The organism is Nocardiopsis sp. TSRI0078 (assembly GCF_001905145.1).
Lineage (GTDB): Bacteria > Actinomycetota > Actinomycetes > Streptosporangiales > Streptosporangiaceae > Nocardiopsis.
On record NZ_LWLB01000003.1, the window covers coordinates 1 to 21037 of the forward strand.

Below are 21037 nucleotides of genomic sequence, written 5' to 3' on the forward strand. Positions count from 1 at the left end.
CACCAGCGGGGCGCCGACCCTTTGCGCGATGTGGCGGGCCTGGACCTTGTCGCCCAGGGCGGTGATCGCCGCGGGCGGGGGGCCGATCCAGGTCAGCCCGGCATCGATCACGGCCTGGGCGAAGTCGGCGTTCTCGGCCAGGAACCCGTACCCGGGGTGGACGGCGTCGGCGCCCGTGCGGTGGGCCACGTCCAGGAGCTTGTCGATGTCCAGGTAGGAGTCGGCGGGGGTGGACCCGCCCAGGGTGTGGGCCTGGTCGGCGATCTTGACGTGCAGGGCGTCCAGGTCGGGCTCGGCGTAGACCGCGACGCTGGCCAGCCCCGCGTCGCGGCAGGCACGGGCGATACGCACGGCGATCTCACCGCGATTGGCGATCAGTACTTTACGCACGGTGGTACTGCTCCCTCTCCATGCCGTGTCCGGGCCGACCGCGCCATGACGGTCGTACCGCTGGTCTCTCGCTCCGTCGGAACCAGTTGGCACGCCCTGGACCAGAGCCCTCCGCGTCCGCCCCCTTCATCCGGGACAACCCGTACACGGCGGTGATCACCGCGGCCACCTCCTCCTCGGTCATTCCGTGGGTGAGTACTCCGAAGCCGTGGGAGCGCCCAGGACTCGTCTGCATGCTTCCTCCCTCTCTCGACGGTCGGCCTTCGGGCCCGCTACGTCGGCTGGTTTCCGTGCTTGCGGGACGGCAGGTCCCGGTGCTTGTCACGGAGTACGTCCAAGGAGCGGATCAGTGTCCTGCGTGTGTCGGCGGGACTGATGATGTCGTCGACCAGCCCGCGCTCGGCCGCGTAGTAGGGGTGCATCAGTTCACGCCGGTACTCGGCGATCTTCTCGGCGCGCCTGCCCTCCGCGTCCGGCGCGGCGGCGATCTCCTTGCGGAAGACGACGTTGGCGGCGGCCTCCGCCCCCATGACGGCGATCTCGTTTCCAGGCCAGGCATAGGACAGGTCGGCGCCGATGGACCGGGAGTCCATCACGATGTAGGCGCCGCCGTAGGCTTTGCGCAGGATGACCTGTATGCGGGGCACGGTCGCGTCGCAGTAGGCGTACAGCAGCTTCGCGCCGTGCCTGATGATGCCCTGGTGCTCCTGCTCCACTCCCGGAAGGAATCCGGGAACGTCCACCAACGTGACGAGTGGGATGTTGAAGGCATCGCAGAACTGGACGAAGCGGGCCGCCTTCTCCGAGGCGGAGATGTCCAGTGCCCCGGCGAGGACCGCGGGCTGGTCCGCGACCACACCCACGGTCTGCCCGCCCAGACGGGCCAGCCCGCAGACGATGTTCCCGGCCCACGCGGGATGCACTTCGAAGAACTCCCCGTCGTCAACGATCTCCTCGATGACTCGCAGGACGTCATAGGACTGGTTGGGGCTGTCGGGCACCGCGTCCAGCAAGGCGTCGTTGGAGCGGTCGACCGGGTCGTCCGACGGTTCCGGAGGAGGGAGTTCGCGGTTGTTGGAGGGCAGGAAGGTGAGGAAGTCGCGGACGTCCTCCAGACAGGTGCGTTCGTCGTCATAGGCCAGGGTCGCCACCCCAGACGAGGTCTCGTGGACCCGGGCGCCACCCAGTTCGTCCATGGTCATGGTGTCGCCGGTGACCGCGGTGACCACATCCGGTCCGGTGATGAACATCTGCGAGGTGTCCCGCACCATGAAGACGAAGTCGGTGAGGGCGGGCGCGTAGGCCGCACCTCCGGCGCACGGACCCATGATCACGCTGATCTGGGGTATGACGCCGGAGTTGCGGACGATGCGGCGGAAGATCCCGCCGTAGCCGGCCAGGGCCGTCACGCCTTCCTGGATGCGGGCCCCGGCGCCGTCGCAGAGTCCGATCAGCGGCGCCCCCGCCGCCTCCGCCAGGTCCATGACCTTGTGGATCTTCTCGGCGTGCGCCTCACCCAGAGCACCGCCGAAGATCCTGAAGTCGTGGGCGTAGACGAACACACGGCGTCCGTGGACGGTGCCCCAGCCGGTGACGACTCCGTCGGTGTAGGGCTTCTTGTCCTTCAGGCCGAACTCGGTGGCGCGGTGGCGCCGCAGAGCCTCGACCTCCTGGAAGGACTCCGGGTCGAGAAGGATCTCGATGCGTTCCCTCGCGGTGAGTTTTCCTCGGTCGTGTTGGGCCCTGACCGCACGGTCGCCTCCCGGGGCCAGCGCTTCGGCCCGGACGAGGTCGAGTTCGGCGAGGCGTTCCCGGATGGTCAGCCGCGCGGCCGTGTCGGAAGCCGGCCGACCGGTCGGGGCCGGGGCCGGACGTGGATCTGTGGTGGTCAACGAATCTTCTCCAGGGGGGCGTGGTCTGGTCCGCGCTTGGTGGCCTCGCGGCGTCGCAGGAACCACTCGGCGATGACGAGGTTGGGCACCCAGCACAGCCACGGGACGACCTGGTAGACCTCGCGGAAGAAGGTCTCCTGGTCCCCGCCGTAGACGGTGTCGAGCTGCGGCGAGTACAGGACGATCAGGAACGGGAGGAGCACTCGGAGGGTGACCGCCGCGAGCAGCAGGGCGTACTGGCGGATCATCCACTCCCGGTGCTCGGCCACACGTCCGGCCCGCACCGCCCGCAGGCCCTGTACCGCCGTGACGAACCACAGCACGGACAGCATGCCGAACCCGAACTGCGCCGTGGGGCCGTAGGTGGTGAGCACCGCGACGCAGAACCCGCTGACCGCTCCGGGAAACACCCCGGCGAAGAGGTAGATCCGTCCGATGGTCCTGTGCACCTGTCCCCGCCTGAGCGCCGGTACGAACTGGAGGGTGCCCAGGCAGAGAGCCAGGACTGACGTGGCGATATGGACGAGGAGAAGCGGGTAGTGCGACGGGGTGTCCTGGCGGATGTCCACCCGGGAGGACTCCGGGTCCAGTGTCAGGTAGGCAGCCAGGGAGAACAGGGCCACGGCCGCACACACGGACGCCATGGCCGTGGGGCCGTGACGCGTCAGGGCACGCAAGGTTCGCCCCTTTCGTCGGGGAGACAGTGACGGATGTCGTGGACGATGTCGTGGACGACGTCGGAGACGCGGTTCTGGAAGTAGAAGTGGCCGCCCGGATAGACGCGGACTCCGAGCATGCGGGAGGCCAGCCCCTGCCACCCCGGCATCCCGCTGGGGCCGCTCACGGGATCCTGCTGACCGCAGTACAGGGACAAGGGGGTGCGGACGCGCGGCGTTCCCGCCGTTCGGGACTCCAGCAGTGCGAGGTCCCGGCGTAGCCGCGCCTCGACTTCCGGCCACAGGTGGTCGCTCTCCAGGACGATCCGGGGGAGGCCGCCCAGGCGTGCCGCCAGCTCGCGCAGACGCTCGGAGGGCATCAGGTGGCGGCCGGGCTCGTTCGGTGCGGGCTGGGGGTAGGCGGACACCCCCAGCCACACCGGCGGGCGTTCTCCCCGTGCTTCGAGGCGGGCGGTGACGTCGAAGGCCAGGAGTCCGCCCATGCTGTGGCCGAAGAGCGCGTACGGCCCACGGGTGTGGTCGCCGATGGCGGAGGCGAGGTGGTCGACCGCCGTGGCCCAGTCCGGATCGCTTTCCGGCAGGGACAGTGGACGCACCCGCCACGCCGGCGGGAACTTCGGCAGCCAGCGGCGGTAGTGGCTCGCGGATCCGCCGGCGTGGTGGAAGAGGAAGAGGTGGAGGGGCGGCTGCCCGCCGGGAGCAAGGGGGGCAGCCGTGGCGCTCGGATCAGGGTGCGGCATCGCCTGGCGCACCTTCGCTCTCACGTACCACCAGGGCACCGGTGTTGCCGTCCGCACCCACGTTGGTGATGAGCGCGTGACGGCGCCGGGACGAGGGGCGGACCCTCCACAGGGCCAGGACCGCGGCGAGTTGGAGCGCCCCGCTCGCGCTGTAGGTCTCGCCCAGCGACTGGACGAACGGAACCGCGGGCCGGTCGCCGACCACGGCCGAGAGCGCACGCGCCTCGGCACGGCCGGTGCCGACGTGTCCGTTCGCCCCCGGCACGACCAGGTCGATCTGGTCGGGAGTGACGGAGCTCCGCGTCAGTGCCACACGGATGTCGCGTGTGAGCGCCGCACCGAGCCCGCGCCTGGCGGCGAAGGAGACCTCGCAGCCCAGGAGCTCGGCCACGGCCGGGTCGGCGCCTTCCGGAACCGCGCCGTCACCGCCTCCCCGGCCCAGGTCGAAGACGGCGCCCCCCTCCCCTACCGGAGTGCCCTCCGCCAGGCCGCCGCTGCGGTACCAGGCCCAGGCCGTGGGCGCGGTCAGCTCCTCGACTCCGCCGACCAGGAGCCGGTCGGCTCGGCCTTGGGACAGCGCGATCCGGGCATGCCGGAACGCCGTCAGGCTGGAGAGCCGCCCTGCGGCCAGGGTCGCGTTCATACCTCGGAACCCGTGACGGATGGCGATGCGCCCCGCACAGCTGTTCATCACGGTGTTCGGGAACCGGGAGGGGTTGATGAGGTACGGGCGCTCCTGAAGGAGGGTGTCCCTGGCGAGTTCGCTCAGGCTCTGGACGCTCCCGGTACTCGTACCTATGACGATGCCGGTCCGGTCCTTGGCCGCCTGGGGCGCCCCGGCCGCCTCGGCCGCCTGGAGGGCCAGGCCGCAGGCGACCAGGCCGAACCCGGTGAGCCGGTCCAGATGGCGCGTGCCCTTGCGGCCGATGTGGTCGGCGAGCCGGAAGCCGCCGACAGGCCGGACCGGGACCGGCGGGTAGTCGCCCAGGTCGTCGGTTTCGGGCTCGGTGTGGGCGGAGGCGCCGTCGACGAGCAGTCCGGCCAGCGGCGCCAGGCCGATGCCGGCCGTGCTCACGACTCCCACCGCCCTGACGGGGATCGGTTCGACCGTGGTGAGGCCCGTGGGGGACTCCACGGTGGCTGTCATAAGGCCCTCCCCAGGATGGTGATGACGTTGTTGCCGCCGAAGGCGAACCCGTGGTTCTGGACGATGTCGACCTTGGCCGGACGAGCCCTCCCCGGGACGCAGTCCAGGTCGGGGCCGAGCTGGGGATCGACCTCGCTGACATTGGCGGTGGGCGGGAGCAGCCCCTCCTGGATCGCCATGCAGCAGATCACGGCACCGAATCCGCTCGCCGCCCCCATGGTGTGGCCGATCATCGACTTGATCGAGCTGATCGGAGGCAGCGACTCCGTGAAGACGTCGCGCACCGCTTCGATCTCGGTCGCGTCGTTCGTGGGCGTCCCGGTGCCGTGGGCACATATGTAGTCGACCTGGTCGGGAGTGATCCCCGCCGATGCGTGGGCCTCCCGGACGCACCGGGCGATGCTCACCGGGTCAGGGTGGACCATGTGTTCGGCGTCGCAGTTGACTCCGTAGCCGAGCACCTCCGCGTAGACGTGGGCGCCCCGCTCCCGGGCCCGCTCCAGCGGCTCCAGGTAGAGGGCTACGCCGCCCTCTCCGGTGAGGATCCCGCTCCGGTTGGCGTCGAACGGACGGCACACGTCCTCCGCCAGCGCCCCCAGGCGGTGGAAACCGGCGTGTGTGTGCCTGTTGACCGCGTCCGCGCCGCCGGCGAACATGCCGTCCGCCTCTCCCGTCCGGACCATGTCGAAGGCGTAGCCCAGGGCGTAGTTGCTGGCTGAGCATGCGGTGGGGATCGTGAGTGCCTCGCCGGTCAGGGCGAGTTCGGTGTTGACGGCGTTCGCGATCTGGCTTGCGGGAGCTTGCCGGACGTGGGAGGGGTCCAGTCCCTTGAGGCCGTCGGCCACCCACTGCTCGCACAAGCTCTGCATGATCGTCGACTCGCCGCTGGTGGTGCCCATGGCGGATCCGGTGCGGGAGTCCGACAGAGCGTCCGCCCCGAGCCCGGCGTCCTGGGCGGCCTGGCGGGCGGCGGCAGCCGCCAGAAGGCCGCTGCGCCCCCAGTCCTCGGGCCTCAGTACCTCCAGAAGGGAGTCCGGGTCGAAGTCGGTGACCTCGCTGGTCCTCTGGTAGGGAAAGCCGCTCACGTCGAAGGCGGACACGGTGGACGCGCCGACGCGCCCCTCCCAGATGGCGGAGGAGAACGCCTGGACACCGATGCCGATGCTGCTGACAGCTCCGAGCCCGGTGATGGCGACACGTCTGCTCTCAGGCATCGGAGCCCCCCGCGTGCCTGACGACGGCGGCGTGGAGCAGGCGCAGGTTGGTGAGCTCGGGGAGCTCCTCGGAGGGAACCTTGACGCCCATCTCCTTCTCGATGCGTGCGACCACCGTGATCAGGGACAGGGAGTCGGCCTCGAATTCCTCGACGAAGTCGGCCTCGTCGGTGAGCTCGTCCTCCTCCAGTTCGAGTTCCTGATTGACGATCTCCTCGATGTGCTCCTTGGCCTTCGCGGGGTTGATGTTCGTCATTTCGGTAGCCATGGGAAATCCTCTTCCTTTCGTTCGGGAGCGCCTCTGATTCGAGGGCGTGGCCAACGCTAAGCACAAATCCCGGGCTTGAGAACGCCAGTGTCACCAAAGTGGCACAGGGTAGAACTGAAAGAAGTGAATCGGCTGCGCTGAGTTGATCAACATGGGTTTTTGTAAGCGCCAACGGACTCTCCATGCTGCTTTTATGTGGATGTGCAAGTCTCGTATTGACTGGAAATCGGTTGGTGAAGGAGCGCAGGTGTCTATTCATGTCGGCGAGGAGGTGCGTTTCCCTCCACGCGAACTCGACTTCTCACGGAACATCGACCGCAGGCTGGTGCACCGCTCGGCCGTGTCCGAGGTCTTCATCACTGACATCCTCCCGGTCGGGGAGGACCGGGTGTGGTGCGCGGCCCAACTGCCCCTGACACACAGCTATTACAACGACCACCTTCAGCGCACGCGCCTGTTCGATCCGGTGCTCATGGTCGAGTGCTGTCGCCAGGCCGCCATCGCGGGTTCCCATTCCCACATGGAGATCCCCGACGGGACGACCATGATCGTGGACGGCTTCGAGTACGAGTCCGACTGGATTCCCGGAACAGTGGTCGGCCGCCGGCCGGGCGAGCTGCGCATTGACACCGTCTTCTTCAAGGAGACAAGCGCCCGTACGGGTCGGCTGCGTAGGGGAAGAGTCGATCAGCAGCTGTACGTGGACGACTCGCGGGTCGGGCTGCACACCATGAGGATCTCCTTTCTCAAGAGCAGTCAGGCCGCAGCGCTCCGGCTCTCTCAGAGGGGCACCCCTGCTCCATCGACCTCGCAGTTCCAGGAGGGGGCTCCCCCGCCTCTGGCGCCGATGCTGGTGGGGCGGTCCAACCCCGCCAACGTGGTGCTGTCCCAGCCCCTCACCGAATCCGGTACGGTCCGCGCGACCGTCACACCCTGGCTGGGCAACAGGGCGCTCTTCGACCACGACTACGACCACTATCCGGCGATGACGCTGGTGGAGGCCGCACGGCAGTTGGCTCTTCTCGGGATGTCCGAGCCCTCGGAGTACCACCCTGTGGCGTTCGCGGCCGGCTTCCTCAACTACGCGGAACTGGACGCCCCCCTGACCGTGAGGGCGGAACGCCCCGAGGGCGACGCGTCCGGGCCGCGCACCACGGCGGTCTTCGAGCAGCCCGGCCGTGAGGTCGCCCGGATCTCCGTGGCACTGCGCCGTGTGGAGGGGCACTGATGAGCGGACGGGACACGGGGACGGTGACCGCGGTCTGGACGGACTTCGGCGGTGTGCTCACGCCTCCCATCGCCGACACGATGCAGACCTTCTGCTCGCGTCACGGGATGGACCCGAGGGCCCTGCAGAGGGCGACGCTCAAGGTCGCCAGGGAATTCGGCACCGACGACGTCATGGAGCCGGTGGACACTCCCCTGGTGAGCGAACGGGAGTGGATCAGGCGGATCAGTGAGGCCCTGGTGGGCGAGGGCCATCCCCCTGTGGAGCTGGAGACGATCGCCGACGCCTGGTTCGACGGGCGTGAGGTGAACACCGCCTGGCTCCATGCCCTGGCCGAACAGCGCGAGGCCGGGGTTCACGTCGGCATGCTGTCGAACATGGTTCCGACCTGGGACGACCACTGGCGTCGCATGCTCGATCCGGAGTCCCACTTCGACGCCGTCGTCCTGTCCTTCGTGGTCGGTCACCGCAAACCCGAGCCCGGGATGTTCCGCCTGGCCCAGGAACAGGCCGGGGTCCCGGCGCACGAGTGCGTGCTGGTCGACGACATCGAGGCCAACTGTGCGGGGGCCAGGGCCGCGGGCTGGAACGCGGTCCACTTCACCTCCACCGCCGACGCCATCGAAGAACTGGCGGCCCTCACCGGCCGTCCCGCAGCCATCGGGAGCAATCCATGAGCCGTTCCGTACTCGTGACCGGCGGCAACCGGGGTATCGGCCTCGCCGTCGCCCGCAAGTTCGCCGACGGCGGCGACAAGGTCGTGGTCACCCACCGGTCCGGTTCCCCGCCGGAGGGAACGTCCGGGGTGTTCTGCGAGATCACCGATCCCGCGTCGATCGCGAACGCCGTACAGGAGGCCCGCGGCCTGCACGGACCCATCGAGGTCCTGGTCGCCAACGCCGGCATCACCCGCGACGGCCTGCTGCTGGGCATGAGCGACGCGGATTTCGTGGAGGTCGTCACCACCAACCTCCTGGGGGCCGTGCGTACCGCGCGGGAGGTCCTCACGGACATGGCGAAGGCCCGCCGCGGCCGCATCGTCTTCGTCTCCTCGGTGTCCGGCCTCGCCGGCGCCCCGGGACAGACCAACTACACGGCCGCGAAGGCGGGACTCCTCGGCTTCGCCCGGTCGCTGGCCAAGGAGATGGGACCTCGGGGCATCACGGTCAACGTGGTCTCCCCCGGGCTCATCGACACGGACATGGCCCAGGGAGTGACCGGGGACCGCCGGGACCAGCTCATCGGAGAGACGGCGCTCCGGAGGGCCGGAACACCCGAGGAGGTCGCCGGCGCCGTCCACTACCTCGCCAGTGAGTCCGCCGGATACATCACGGGCGCGAACCTTCCCGTGTCCGGCGGCGGAATGCTCGGAAACTGAATCCGGGAAAACCTACGAACAGATTGGATTTCACTATGTCCGAGAGTGTTCTGGAGATCTCCCAGAAGATGGGGGAGATCTTCAACGACCTGAACGCCGAGGTGGCTCACAAGTACCTCCACGAGGACTTCGTGGACTACGAGGCCCCTCCGGGAACGCCCGGAGGCCCCGAGGGCTACCTGGGTACGGCCCGGTGGATGAACTCGGTCTTCGAGGGCGCGCACTGGGAGCACCTGGACAGCTTCTACCAGGACGACCGCGCGGTCATCCGGGTGCGCTTCACGGGCAAGCACGTCGGTGACTTCCTCGGGTTCGCTCCCACCAACCGCGAGGTGTCCATCGAGCAGATGCACATCTACAAGCTCGTGGACGGCAAGGTCACCGAGCACTGGGGGTGCCGCCAGGACCTCGACCTGCTGGTGCAGCTGGGCGTCATCGAGATCAAGCCGCCGGCCCCGGCCGCCTCCTGACCGCGGTGTGTCCGGGCTCCGGCCCGGACACACGCACCGGTCGACAGCCGAACGAGGCAGTACGGACCAGGAGGCCAGGGGTCCGGGTCCTTTCGAGTGCAACGCCTTGAGGCAGCGAAAGAAGCGGTCCGGCCCGGTTTCCCGGGCCGGACCGCTTCTTTCGTGCACTGGAGTACGACGTCCGGACGGTCTGGCCGTGATGCGCTCGTCCTGCCATGGGCGCCGCCCCGACCGCTTCGGCCGCGGGCGAAGCGATGGACGGTGGCGGGAGTCCGACGGACGAAACTACCGAAAACCCAAGAAAACTTCACGGGAAAGGCAAACTTTTCCGGCTGCCACAAGTCCTACTACGTGTGGAGTGCGTACACGGCAGCAGGAGGTTCGACGCGATGGTCAGGTCCCCCGGGGCGGCGATCCGGCGGTACGGCATCGGGATAGCGGTGCTCGCGCTGGCGACCGCGGCCTGCAGTCCCACCGAAACCGAGCCGCAGGCCGCGACCGGGGGCGACGACGCCTCCATCAGCATCACACCCGAGACGGACACCTCCGAGGTCGCGCCCAACACCCCGGTGCGGGTGGCGGCCGAGGGCGGCACCATCACCGACGTGCACGTGGACCAGACCGTCGCCGAGGAGACCGGGAGCGACGACCCCTCGCTGTACGAGATGACCGGCACCCTCAGCGAGGACGGCACCGCATGGGTCAGTGACTGGAACCTGCGCCCCGGCGCGGAGGTCACGGTCACCGCGGTCGCCGAGGGCTCGGACGGCACCGAGACCGAGGCCGTCGCTGAGTTCACCACCCTGGCCGCCGCGCCCGGCCAGGGCCTGGACCTGGCCACCAACTCCCCCACCAGCGGCGAGACCGTGGGAGTGGGCATGCCCGTCATCGTCGACTTCAACCTGCCGGTGACCAACAGGGTCCAGGTCGAGAACTCCATGGAGGTCACCTCCGAGCACCCGGTCCGGGGCTCGTGGCGGTGGCTGAGCGACACCAGGGCGGTCTTCCGGCCCGAGGAGTACTGGGAGCCGTACCAGACCGTCACCGTCGACATGCACCTGGCCGGCGTGGAGGCGTCCGAGGGTGTCTACGGGCTGCGCGACTACCGGCTGGAGTTCGAGATCGGCCACGAGCTGATCGCCACCATGCACGTGCCCGACCACGAGATGGTCATCACCGTCGACGGAGAGCAGCAGCGCACCATCCCGGTGAGCAACGGCGCCGCGACCACCCACTTCAACACCACCACCAGCGGCGTCCACGTCCTCATGGAGCACCACGAGCGCGAGGAGATGGACTCCAGCAGCACCGCCATCCCCGACAGCCTTCCCAGCTACAACACCGTGGTCTCCTACGCGGTACGCACCACCAGCAGCGGCGAGTACGTTCACGAGGCGTCCTACAACCCCCATATCGGCACTGCCAACACCTCCAACGGCTGCACCAACCTGCGCATGGAGGACGCCCTGTGGTTCTACGAGAACACGCTGATGGGCGATGTCCTGGAGACCACCGGCACCGACCGCCAGGTCGAGTGGCACAACGGCTGGAGCTACTTCCAGCTGGGTTTCGACGAGTGGCTGGCCGAGAGCGCCACCGGTGAGCCGCAGCTGACCGACGGAAACGGCACCCCCGGCCCCGTGCACGGCGAGGGCCTGTGACGCCGGTGACCGTGCTCCGGGCACCTGGACCGTCGGTGTCAGGAGAACGCCCAGCCCCATGACGTACGCACCGCCCGCCGTCGGATCGCCGAGCAGCCCCGTCGGCGGTGCGGGGCGGTGCATCGCGGAGCGGCTTCCGCTCCCGCACGGGGCCCGGTGACGTAGGGTCCGAGGCGGCGCCGGCCCGCGTACGCGGCCCTTCCCACCATCGCGGGGGAAGGGGCACCGCCTGGAGCGGCGACGGCGCCGCCCCGGACTCTCTCGGTGTGGAAAGGAAGCACGCCTTGTCACCGGACCACGAGCCCTCCGCTCCGGACGCTCCACGGCCCGCTCTGCGAGCGGACTGCGCGAGCTGCTTCGGCCTGTGCTGCGTCGCCCTCCCCTTCGCGGCCTCCACGGACTTCGCCGTCAGCAAGGAGGCGGGCGAGCCGTGCGGGAACCTGACACGGGACTTCCGCTGCGGCGTCCACTCCCAGCTCCGGGAGCGGGGCTTTTCCGGCTGCACCGTCTTCGAGTGCTTCGGCGCGGGCCAGAAGGTCTCCCAGGCCACCTTCTCCGGGAGGAGCTGGAGGGAGGCCCCCGAGACGGCCGACACGATGTTCGAGGTCTTCCCGGTCATGCACCGGCTCCACGAACTGCTCTGGTACCTGGCCGAGGCCCTGCGGATGCCGGAGTCGGGCCCCGTCCGCACCGACCTGCGGCGCGCGAGGGAGAAGGTCGAACACCTCACCCTCGGCAGCGCCGAGACGCTCCTAGGCGTGGACGTGGACCGCGTCCGCGGTGAGGTGAACCCCCTGCTGCGACAGGCCAGCGAACTGGTGCGGAGCAAGGTCCCCGGGCGCGGGAGGAACCACCGGGGCGCCGACCTCATGGGGGCGCGCCTCCGGGGAGCCGGGCTGCGCGGGGCGAACCTGCGCGGCGCCCTCCTCATCGCGGCCGACCTGCGCGGGGCCGACCTGCGGACCGCCGACCTGACCGGGGCGGACCTGCGCGACGCCGACATCCGCGGCACCGACCTTTCCGACAGCCTCTTCCTCACCCAGCCCCAGGTCAACGCGGCCAGGGGCGACGGAGCGACCAGGGTGCCGCGGACACTCACCCGGCCCGCGCACTGGTAGACCGGGCCCGGTCCACGGCCCGACCCGTCCACCTGCCGGTGGGCCGCCCCGTCACGCCCAGGATCCACCGTGACGCCGCCCACCCCTCGCGCCTCATGCTCCCGTTCACGACGCGCGAGGCGAAGGAGAGGTGGCCGGACGAGCCGCGGGCCGCGAGGTCGTCGGCGCTCGCGGATTCCGGGGACCGTCGCCACCCGGAGAACCGGTCGCCCGCCGTGTGCGCCTCGAGCGAGGACCGGATAGAACGGTGGTGAGTATGCTCTTTCGCGTTCCGCGTCCGCACTCCGGTGGTCGAAGCCGCCCCCATACGGCTGGAGGCATGGTGAGGATCCCCGCAGAACTGGTCGGCGCCCAGGTCACACGTACCGTCTTCGACCATCAGGTCCGGATCCTCTTCACCGGTCACGGGCCCGACGGCCGTATCCGCCTCGATGGCGAACTCGTCATCGAAACCGCGTTGTCCATCACGAACGCCCTCGGTGACCGGACCGTCCTGACGCCGGGGACCGGGACCTCTCTGGCACCGGTCCTCGGGCTGTTCACCAGGACCGTCACCAGAGCCGAGGTCACAGGGAACGGCACCCTGTTCCTCGGCTTCGACGACGACACCCGGCTCATCGTCAACCCGGATCCCGACCACGAGTCGTGGAGCCTCACCGGCTCGGGGTTCGATCCCGTCCTGGTAGGCCCCGGCGGGGAGACCGGCTGGCAAAGCTGACCGTGGGCAGCACTCGGCTTCTCGTACTTTGGGCCGATCCGCGGCCCGGACCGGCCCCGTAGCATGGTCCCGTGCACGGTCTCCTCCGTTCCGTGTGGGACGAACCCCGCCCCTCTCCCCTGCCACCAAGAGCCTGGTGGGACTGGGCTCTCGCAGGGGTGCTCGTGGTACTCGCGGTGCTCGAAGGGCTCCTGAGGCCGGACCTCCCGCTGCGCGTCCTGTCGGTGGCGGTCGTCGCCGGGTTGGTGCCCACGCTGCTGTGGCGCCGCACCCGGCCGCTGCTGATGCTCGCGATCGCCTTCGGCGTCTCGGGGCTGCTCCCGCTGGTGCTGGAGGACTCCTCCGCGCAGATGTACACGACGGCGTATCTGCTGCTCCTGCCGTACACGCTGTTCCGGTGGGGTTCCGGGCGCGAGATCGTGGTGGGCTCGGCGGTCGTGCTCGCCAAGTTCCTCCTCCAGGCCGCCTTCGACGACCTCGGCCCGACCGACGCGATCGGCGGATTCGCCGTCCTGTTCTCCGTCGGCGCCCTGGGCACGGCACTGCGGTACCGGGCCGGGGCCAGGGCCCGCGCGTTCGACCAGGTCCGGCTGCTCGAACGCGAGCGGCTGGCCCGCGACCTGCACGACACCGTCGCCCACCACGTCTCGGCGATGGCGATCCGCGCCCAGGCGGGACTGGCCACGGCGTCGCGGCCGGACAGCGCGGTCGACGCCCTCCGGGTGATCGAGGCCGAGGCGTCGCGCACCCTCACCGAGATGCGCACCATGGTCCGTGCCCTGCGCGGCGGCGAACCGGCCGAGACGGCGCCCAGTCCGGGTGTGGGCGACCTCGAAGGGCTCGCGGGCCGGGACGGGCCGGGCCCGGCCGTCGACGTGCGCCTCGACGGTCCCCTCGACGACCTTCCTCCTCCCGTGGGCACGGCGGTCTACCGCCTGGCCCAGGAGTCGGTCACCAACGCCCGGCGGCACGCCCGCAACGCCACCCGCGTCGAGGTCCGTGTCACCGCCGACGGCACGTCGGTGCGCCTGCGGGTGAGCGACGACGGCGACACCGGTCCGCTGCGCCCGGGCGCGATGCCCGGACACGGGATCGTCGGCATGGTCGAGCGAGCCCACCTGCTGGGCGGCACCTGTGAGGCCGCGCCCGGCCCCGGCAGGGGATGGACCGTGACCGCCGTGCTGCCCCGGAACGGGGCGGCATGAGCATCCGGGTGGTGGTCGCCGACGACCAGGAGATCGTCCGCACCGGCCTGACGATGATCCTCGACGCCCAGCCGGGCATCGACGTCGTCGGCGGGGCCGCCGACGGGCGGGATGCGGTCGAGCTCGCCCGGCGGCTGCGGCCCGAGGTGTGCCTGTTCGACGTCCGGATGCCCGGACTCGACGGCATCGAGGCCACCCGCGCCCTCGCCGGTCCGGGCGTCGCCGACCCGATCGCCGTCGTCGTCATCACCGTCTTCGACATGGACGACTACGTCCACGCCGCGCTCAAGGCGGGCGCCCGGGGCTTCCTGCTCAAGGACGCGGGCCCCGAGCTGCTCGCCCAGGCCGTCCGTGCGGCGGCGGCCGGGGACGCGCTCATCGCGCCGAACGTCACCGCGCGGCTGCTCCAGGCGTTCGCCGACGCCGGGCCCGCCGGACCTCCGGTGCAACCCACCGATCCGCTCACGGACCGGGAGGAGCAGATCCTGGTCGCCGTGGCGCGCGGGCGGACCAACAGCGAGATCTGCGCCGAGTTCCACATCACGCTCAGCACCGTCAAGACCCACATCGCCGCCCTGATGGCCAAGATCGGCGCCCGCAACCGCGTCGAGGCCGCCATGTGGGCCTACGAGACCGGCCGCACCCGGAACGGGTCCGGACGCGGCGGCGCTCCCCGGCGGTGACCCGGCCCGCGCGCCGACCGCACCCGGGAAGACGCGCGGCCGTCCGGGACCGAAGTACGGCCCCGTCCTCGTACCATCGGCCGACCCGGTTCAGGCCCATGTTCCGATGAGCCGGCACCCCCTGAGCCGCCACGATCGAGTCATGGCGACGAAAGACACCGTGTCGGGGTCGCCACGACCACGAAGGGACTCGTCGTGACCTCCTCCAGCCGACGCGAGTGGCTCATACCCACCCTGCTGATCCTGCTCAGCGCGGTACCCCTGGCCGCCGGCACCCTCCGTGTCGGCGAACTGGCCGGCGGCGCCGAGATCACGCCGGACAACGCCAGGTTCTTCTCCTCACCCGTACCCGTGGTGCTGCACATCGTCAGTGCCGACCTGTACTCCGTTCTGGGCGCCTTCCAGTTCGTCCCCGGCCTCCGCCGACGGCGGATCGGGTGGCACCGCGTGTCCGGACGGCTCCTGGTTCCACTCGGGCTCGCAGCGGCGCTCTCGGGACTGTGGATGACCCTGTTCTATGCCCTTCCCGAGGGTGACACCGGCCTGCTCACCGTCATACGGCTCGTCTTCGGCACGGCCATGGCCCTGTCGATCGTCCTCGGCTTCGCCGCGGTTCGGCGGCGGGACATCGCCCGGCACAGCGCCTGGATGATCCGCGGCTACGCGATCGGGCTGGGCGCGGGAACCCAGGTGCTGACCCACCTGCCCTGGACACTGCTCATCGGCGCTCCCGGCGAGTTCAGCAGGGCGATGCTCATGGGCGCCGGCTGGGCGGTCAACGTCGCCGTGGCCGAGTGGATCATCCGCAGGCGCCCGGCCGGGCCCGCACGCCCCCGCCCCGCCCCGAGCGTGGAGACCCGGTAGGAGTCCCCCCGGGAGCGGGGACGGGGATCAGCGGTAGAAGCCGAAGGTCCCGTGGCCCTGCCCGAACCCCGCCTCGGGCCCTGCGGCTATCCTCCGGGGTGCCGCCCGCCGTGGCGGCGCCCGGTCAACCGGGACCGTACGCCGCTCACCCCACCAACGGAGGGCCCATGTCCACGCCGCACACGCAGGTCGCCAACTGGGCGGGCAACGTCACCTTCGGCAGCCCCCGGGTCCACCGGCCCCGGACCCTCGACGATCTGCGCCGGACCGTCCGGGACAGCGCACGGATCCGCGCCCTCGGCAGCGGCCACTCCTTCAACCTCGTCGCCGACTCCGACCACGACCTGGTGCGGCTGGACGGTCTTCCCGCGCAGACCGAGATCGACGCGGAGGGCCCGACCGTCACCGTCGCCGCCGGTATGCGCTACGCCGAGCTGGTCACCGCGCTGCACGAGCGGGGCTTCGCCCTGGCCAACCTGGCCTCGCTGCCGCACATCTCGGTCGCGGGCTCCTGCGCCACCGGCACCCACGGCTCCGGGGACGGCCGGCGCTGCCTGTCCGCCGCCGTCCGCGCAGTCCAGCTCGTCGGCCCCGACGGCGACCTGTTCTGGCTGGGCCGTGACGCGGATCCGGAGGTCTTTCCCGGCGCGGTGGTCGCGCTCGGCGCGCTCGGCATCGTCACCCGGCTCACGCTGGAGATCGAGCCGGCGTTCGAGATGTCCCAGCGGGTCCGTGTCGGGGTGCCCCTGGAGGAGGTGGCCGACCGCGTCGACGAGGTGTTCGGCGCGGCCTACAGCGTCAGCCTGTTCACCGACTGGCGCGACGAGGGCGCCGTGTGGCTCAAGCACCGCACCGACCAGCCGGTGGGCCGTTGGAGCGGTGGCCGGCCGGCGCCGGGGCCGGTGCACCCCGTCCCCGGGATGCACACGGGGTCCAGCACCGAGCAGATGGGAGCCGTCGGTCCCTGGCACGAGCGCCTCCCCCACTTTCGGCCCGACCTGGAACCGAGCGCGGGCGAGGAGTTGCAGTCCGAGTTCTACGTGTCCCGTGACCTCGCCGGGGCGGCCTTCACCGCCCTCCGCGGGATCGGGCACCTGGTGGCCCCGGCGCTGCACGTCGCGGAGGTGCGCACGGTCCGCGCGGACGACCTGTGGCTGAGCCCCGCCCACGGCCGGGACTGCGTCACCTTCCACTTCACCTGGCTCAAGGACCCCGAGGCCGTGGCTCCGGCCCTGGCCGCCGTGGAGGAGCGCCTCCTGCCGCTGGGCGCCCGTCCGCACTGGGGCAAGCTCACCACGATGGCCCCGCCGGACATCGCCGGCAGGTACGAGCGCGCCGGGGACTTCGAACGCCTGATGCTCAGCCTCGACCCGGCCGGGAAGTTCCGCAACGCCTTCGTCGACGACCTCTTCCCCCGCGTGTGACGGCGGGGCCCGGGGCGCCCGCCCCGGGCCCCGGACCGGTCAGAGGCAGCCCAGGAGGCCGCAGACGTCGGCGCGCGAGGTGGACGCCTCCAGGTCGTCGTACCAGACGTAGCTGTCGTTGGCCGGCGCGAACTTCTCGGTGGAGCCGCCGAAGAAGGTCGAGAAGTAGGCCTTGTCCACCAGGTCGTCGTTGGACACCAGCCGCAGGCCGGTGACCAGGGCGGCGGACTCACCGTTGTAGAAGACCTCGATCTCGCCGTCGGGGTTGGCCCGGCCGTCGGTCACGGTGTTGGTCCTGAGCCGCTGGACGATGTTGACCCACTCGTTCCGGGGATAGTGGACGTCGGCTCCGTCCACGCGCAGGACCGCTTCGTCGCCGTACTTCCCCTCCTTGTCCATGTGGTAGTAGTACACGGCCGCCCGGCCGTCGCGGCGCCAGATCATGCGCGAGGTGAAGCCGTTCTCGCCGTCGCAGGTCCGCCCTCCCGAGCACGCCGCGCCCCCGGCCAGGCCCAGTCCGAGCTTTCCGCCGAACGAGGTGCTCCCCCAGCTGAAGTCCTCGCTGAGGCGCGCCCAGTAGGACAGGTAGTACTCGCGCGCCGGGGTGAGCCGGAACGGCGCCAGCGCGCCGGAGTCGCGCGGACCGATCTCCCCCTCGGGGTAGAACACGCGCAGGGACTTCTCACCCCCGTGGGCGGGGACCGAGTCGTCGATGAGGGTGCGCTCGTCCATCCCCAGCCCGTAGGGGGCGTACCACCCGTCCTTCTCCCACTCCGCCAGGGTGTAGGTGCTGCCCGCGGCCGGGCGCTCGAAGGTGTTGTACCGGTACGTGAGCGAGGGGACGGTGTCGGCGGCCGCGGGCGCGGCGCCCAGCACGGTCAACAGCACCGCGGAAGAGAGTGCGGAGGCGAGCAGGGCCTTGGCTGTCACGGACGTCTCCATTTCGCATCGGCGGTGGAGCCATCCTCTGCTCTCGACCACGCGCGGCCGGTGCGCGACACGGGCCGACCTTGCTGTTCGCTCTCCGTTCACGCAGGTGGGACCGCCTCCGCGGCCGGGCTGCGACGCGGCCCCGCCCTGCCGCCGTACCGAGGCCGACGGGTGCGGCTCGTGCCCCGGGCCGCGGACACCCTGACCGTCGACCACCTGCCGCTCACCGGAGGGCGGGGCCCGAGGACGCCGCCGGGAACCGGGAGGGCCCGGCCTCCCCTAGGGGTGTCGGGGGCGGCCTCCTCGGCCGCGGCCGCGGCCGAGGAGGCCGAACCTTCCGGGAGGAGCCCGATACCGAGCACCGCACGCGGGGACCAGTCTGAGGGTGTCCCCGTCCGGTTCCTCCGAAGGAAGACCGATGGCCTCCTCAGCCCCCGCCTCCCCCCGACCCCCGGCACGGCCGGAACCCGTCCGGTCCCGGCGCCCCGGCGCCGCGCCACGGCCGTGCTCGTCGCGGTCACGGTGCTGTGCGCGCTGCTCGCCGTGTTCGCCGCCTCCGCCTACGTGGGGCTGGATCCCGGCACGTCCCAGGTGGACCTGCGGCCGGACCGGCCGTTCCACTACCCGTTCCTGCTGGTCCACGTGGCCGCGTCGATCCTCGCGCTCGTCACCGCCCCCCTCCAGCTGTTCCCCGCCCTGCGGCGCGGCCGGGCGCACCGCGTGATCGGCCGGATCCACCTGTTCGCCGGAGTGTTCCCCCGTGCGCTCTCCGGGCTGGTCGTGGGCGTGATGAGCACCTACGGCTTCGCCGCGCAGGCGGGCTTCTCGCTGCTGGCGGTGCTGTGGTTCTCCGTCGGCGTGGCCGGGTACCGCGCGGTCCGGCGGGGCCGTCACGCCGACCACCGGGAGTGGATGCTGCGCCTGTTCGCCCTGACGATGGCCGGGGTGATGCTGCGCTTGCTGGTGGTGCTGCTGGTACCCGCGCTCACACCGCTGGTCGGTCCGGCGCACGGCGGCGACGGGGAGGCGGTCTTCCGGGGGGTCTACCAGGGCATCGCGTGGCTGTGCTGGGTGCCCAACCTCCTCGTCGCCGAGTGGTACCTGCGGCGGTCCCGCCGGGGCGCCCCTCCCGCATGACCGTGTGACGGCCGCGGAGCGCACCCGGCGGGCGGAAGGGGGAGCCTCAGGTCCGGTCGATCCGGTACAGGGTGGTCGAGCCGGACACCTCGTTGGCCACGGCCAGCAGGGGCACCCCTTCGACCGGGGAGTCCGCGGCCCTGATGAAGGCCAGCCCCTCCGCGCCGAGATCGCCCGCCTCCGGGGTGCCGGGCTCGGCGGAGAAGTCGCGGTTGTTGAGGTACTGCACGAAGAACGGCTCCCGGGGGTCCGTGACGTCGTAGACCATCACGCCGCTCACCCGCTCCAGGCCGACGAACGCGTAGGTGCGGCCCGCGACCTTTCCGAGCACGACGCCCTCGGGCTCCGGGCCCTTGTCGTCGCTACGGCTCTCGAAGCTGTTCTCGGTGTGGTTGGAGTTGAAGAAGTCCGGTTCGGTCTCGGCGGTGATCCGCTCGAAGTCCGCCCCCGAGTCGAAGAGCAGCTCTCCCTCGGACGTGAAGATCGAGAAGGAGCGCCCGCCGAACGCGTACACGTCCTCGTAGCAGTCCTCGCCCTCACGCAGGCCCTCGGCCGCGGAGACCGTCAGCCTGCCCAGTTCGGCGTCGCCTCGCAGCCCGTCCAGGGTGTCGATGCCCAGGTCGTTGCCGGCCAGGAAGTCCGCGAAGCGCGGGGAGTCCTCGCACAGCGGGGCGCGCTCCACCAGGTCGCGGAACCGGGTCTCCTCGGAGTAGCCGTCCCAGTCACGGGTGTCGCCCTCGTTCGCGGTGACCAGCAGGGTCCGTCCGCGCCAGCGGTAGGTGTCGAACCCGTCGGGCTGGTACATGCCGTACACCGGCCAGTTGGCGAGGCGGACCTCCCCGTCGCGGTTCGACACGTCCAGTTCGTTCCCGGGCTCCATGTGGTCCTTCACGCCGAAGGGCACGATGTCGGTGAACTCGGCGGTGCGCAGGTCCAGCACGGCGAAGGCGTTGGCCTCCTGGAGCACCACGTGGGCGCTGTACGCGGTGTCCGCGGAGATGTACTCCGGCTCCAGTGCGCGCGCCACGCGCCCGGGGGTTCCCGGCTCCCCGGTGGAGGTGTGCGGGCCGAACACCCGCACGCCCCCGGGCAGCTCCCGCTCCCCGTCCCAGGCGCCGAAGCCGGCGGTGCGGACGTCGTCCTGGGTGATCGAGGCGGGCCTGCGGTCCACCCGGATGACGCTCACCGAGCCCTCGGGGTCGACCGCGTAGTCGTCGCTCGGCTCTCCCTCGTTGGCCACCAGCAGCGTCCGCCCCTCGGGGGTGAAGGCGGCCATGTCCGGCAGGGCGCCGCCCCGGACCGCGTTGAGCGCGGTGCCGTCGGTGCCGTAGAAGACCAACCAGCCGTCGTCGGTGCGGTCCGCGGCCTCCACGGCCACGGCCACGACGCCGCCGTGGACCGCCACGGAGTTGGCGACCGCGCCCTCCTCCACCACCGAGCCGTCGGCCGCCACGACCCCGGGTGTGCGCAGGTCGAACAGCTTGACGGGCGCCGCGGGGTCGGAGATGTCGAGCACCTCCACGGTGGCGGCCTCGGCGTTGACCACGTACAGGCGCTGGGTGCGCGGGTCGTGGGCGACGGTCTCCGCCGCCGCCTCGTCGAAGGAGCCGGTGCGGTGGCTGCCGAGGGCGGACAGCGCGATGCCGTCGCGCCCTCCTTCGCGGGGTGCCCGCTGCTCCGCGTGGACGGGGACCGATGTCCCGGTGAGGGCGACGGCGAGGGACACCGCGACCGCCGTGGTCGGGGTGCTTCCTGGTGGCTTCGGGGGAGGGGCGCGGTCACGCCCGCGCCGAAGCCAACCAGGGGCGGACGAGGCCGGGCCGAACGGACGGTGACGCCCGGGTGAAGGCACCGGGCGCGGAGCGGCGGAGCCGGGTACCGCCGCGCCGGTTC

At 71.0% G+C, this 21037-nt stretch carries 21 protein-coding genes; 12 read left to right on the top strand and 9 right to left on the bottom strand.

Translation table 11 applies throughout. The annotated features are described in order from the left end of the window. The 7 genes from A6A08_RS04685 to A6A08_RS04715 form a co-directional block, all read right to left on the bottom strand. On the bottom strand, nucleotides 1-390 hold a 390-nt coding region (locus tag A6A08_RS04685; RefSeq protein ID WP_274534004.1), incomplete at its 3' end, for a biotin carboxylase N-terminal domain-containing protein. 272 nt (nucleotides 391-662) lie between these two features. After that, the gene (locus A6A08_RS04690) at nucleotides 663-2282 is read right to left on the bottom strand and encodes an acyl-CoA carboxylase subunit beta (protein WP_073701288.1); all 1620 of its coding nucleotides are present in this window, start codon (nucleotides 2280-2282) and stop codon (nucleotides 663-665) included. Further along, nucleotides 2279-2959: a DUF2306 domain-containing protein gene (locus tag A6A08_RS04695; RefSeq protein ID WP_083608855.1), complete on the bottom strand. Its 681-nt coding sequence runs from the start codon at nucleotides 2957-2959 to the stop codon at nucleotides 2279-2281. The genes A6A08_RS04690 and A6A08_RS04695 overlap by 4 nt, the downstream gene beginning before the upstream one ends. After that, nucleotides 2947-3699, bottom strand: a complete 753-nt coding sequence (locus A6A08_RS04700; RefSeq protein WP_073701453.1) for a thioesterase II family protein — start codon at nucleotides 3697-3699, stop codon at nucleotides 2947-2949. Before A6A08_RS04700 ends, A6A08_RS04695 begins: the two co-directional genes overlap by 13 nt. Beyond that, a complete protein-coding gene (locus A6A08_RS04705) occupies nucleotides 3686-4846 on the bottom strand; it encodes a beta-ketoacyl synthase N-terminal-like domain-containing protein (RefSeq protein WP_073701289.1) in 1161 nt (386 codons plus the stop codon). Before A6A08_RS04705 ends, A6A08_RS04700 begins: the two co-directional genes overlap by 14 nt. Next, on the bottom strand, nucleotides 4843-6060 hold the full coding sequence (locus A6A08_RS04710) for a beta-ketoacyl synthase (RefSeq protein ID WP_073701290.1): 1218 nt from the start codon (nucleotides 6058-6060) through the stop codon (nucleotides 4843-4845). Before A6A08_RS04710 ends, A6A08_RS04705 begins: the two co-directional genes overlap by 4 nt. After that, the gene (locus A6A08_RS04715; RefSeq protein ID WP_199866843.1) at nucleotides 6053-6328 is read right to left on the bottom strand and encodes an acyl carrier protein; all 276 of its coding nucleotides are present in this window, start codon (nucleotides 6326-6328) and stop codon (nucleotides 6053-6055) included. Before A6A08_RS04715 ends, A6A08_RS04710 begins: the two co-directional genes overlap by 8 nt. 247 nt (nucleotides 6329-6575) lie before the next feature. On the opposite strand from A6A08_RS04715, the gene A6A08_RS04720 reads away from it, so the two are divergent. The 11 genes from A6A08_RS04720 to A6A08_RS04775 all read left to right on the top strand — a co-directional run bounded on the left by A6A08_RS04720 (nucleotide 6576) and on the right by A6A08_RS04775 (nucleotide 17077). Continuing rightward, on the top strand, nucleotides 6576-7556 hold the full coding sequence (locus tag A6A08_RS04720) for an AfsA-related hotdog domain-containing protein (protein ID WP_073701292.1): 981 nt from the start codon (nucleotides 6576-6578) through the stop codon (nucleotides 7554-7556). Further along, entirely contained in the window at nucleotides 7556-8233 is a 678-nt protein-coding gene (locus A6A08_RS04725) for an HAD family phosphatase (protein WP_073701293.1), read from the top strand. The genes A6A08_RS04720 and A6A08_RS04725 overlap by 1 nt, the downstream gene beginning before the upstream one ends. Next, entirely contained in the window at nucleotides 8230-8934 is a 705-nt protein-coding gene (locus tag A6A08_RS04730) for an SDR family oxidoreductase (RefSeq protein WP_073701294.1), read from the top strand. The genes A6A08_RS04725 and A6A08_RS04730 overlap by 4 nt, the downstream gene beginning before the upstream one ends. A 35-nt stretch (nucleotides 8935-8969) precedes the next feature. After that, complete coding sequence (locus A6A08_RS04735; protein ID WP_242422119.1) at nucleotides 8970-9404, top strand: ester cyclase; 435 nt, start codon at nucleotides 8970-8972, stop codon at nucleotides 9402-9404. A 389-nt stretch (nucleotides 9405-9793) separates the two neighbouring features. Next, nucleotides 9794-11065 carry an Ig-like domain-containing protein gene (locus A6A08_RS04740; RefSeq protein WP_073701295.1) on the top strand — a complete coding sequence of 424 codons (1272 nt, stop codon included), beginning with the start codon at nucleotides 9794-9796 and terminating at the stop codon, nucleotides 11063-11065. Nucleotides 11066-11349: 284 nt separating this feature from the next. Continuing rightward, nucleotides 11350-12183, top strand: a complete 834-nt coding sequence (locus tag A6A08_RS04745) for a pentapeptide repeat-containing protein (protein WP_073701296.1) — start codon at nucleotides 11350-11352, stop codon at nucleotides 12181-12183. A 319-nt stretch (nucleotides 12184-12502) separates the two neighbouring features. Next, nucleotides 12503-12901 (top strand): DUF6188 family protein, encoded by a 399-nt coding sequence (locus A6A08_RS04755; protein WP_242422120.1) that lies wholly within the window; start codon nucleotides 12503-12505, stop codon nucleotides 12899-12901. A gap of 71 nt (nucleotides 12902-12972) precedes the next feature. After that, on the top strand, nucleotides 12973-14106 hold the full coding sequence (locus A6A08_RS04760; protein ID WP_073701297.1) for a sensor histidine kinase: 1134 nt from the start codon (nucleotides 12973-12975) through the stop codon (nucleotides 14104-14106). Continuing rightward, nucleotides 14103-14789, top strand: coding sequence for a response regulator transcription factor (locus A6A08_RS04765; RefSeq protein ID WP_073701298.1), 687 nt, complete (start codon nucleotides 14103-14105; stop codon nucleotides 14787-14789). The genes A6A08_RS04760 and A6A08_RS04765 overlap by 4 nt, the downstream gene beginning before the upstream one ends. A 195-nt stretch (nucleotides 14790-14984) precedes the next feature. After that, nucleotides 14985-15653, top strand: a complete 669-nt coding sequence (locus A6A08_RS04770; protein ID WP_073701299.1) for a DUF2306 domain-containing protein — start codon at nucleotides 14985-14987, stop codon at nucleotides 15651-15653. A 167-nt stretch (nucleotides 15654-15820) separates the two neighbouring features. Beyond that, entirely contained in the window at nucleotides 15821-17077 is a 1257-nt protein-coding gene (locus A6A08_RS04775) for an FAD-binding protein (protein WP_073701300.1), read from the top strand. A gap of 39 nt (nucleotides 17078-17116) precedes the next feature. On the opposite strand, the gene A6A08_RS04780 is transcribed toward A6A08_RS04775, so the two are convergent. Beyond that, a complete protein-coding gene (locus A6A08_RS04780; RefSeq protein ID WP_143181672.1) occupies nucleotides 17117-18007 on the bottom strand; it encodes a polysaccharide lyase in 891 nt (296 codons plus the stop codon). 504 nt (nucleotides 18008-18511) lie between these two features. Here A6A08_RS04780 and A6A08_RS27895 point away from each other — a divergent pair. Next, the gene (locus A6A08_RS27895; protein ID WP_158069259.1) at nucleotides 18512-19144 is read left to right on the top strand and encodes a DUF2306 domain-containing protein; all 633 of its coding nucleotides are present in this window, start codon (nucleotides 18512-18514) and stop codon (nucleotides 19142-19144) included. Nucleotides 19145-19190: 46 nt separating this feature from the next. Here A6A08_RS27895 and A6A08_RS04790 read toward each other — a convergent pair whose 3' ends face one another. Then, on the bottom strand, nucleotides 19191-20870 hold the full coding sequence (locus A6A08_RS04790) for a choice-of-anchor I family protein (protein WP_073701302.1): 1680 nt from the start codon (nucleotides 20868-20870) through the stop codon (nucleotides 19191-19193). Nucleotides 20871-21037: the final 167 nt, after the last annotated feature.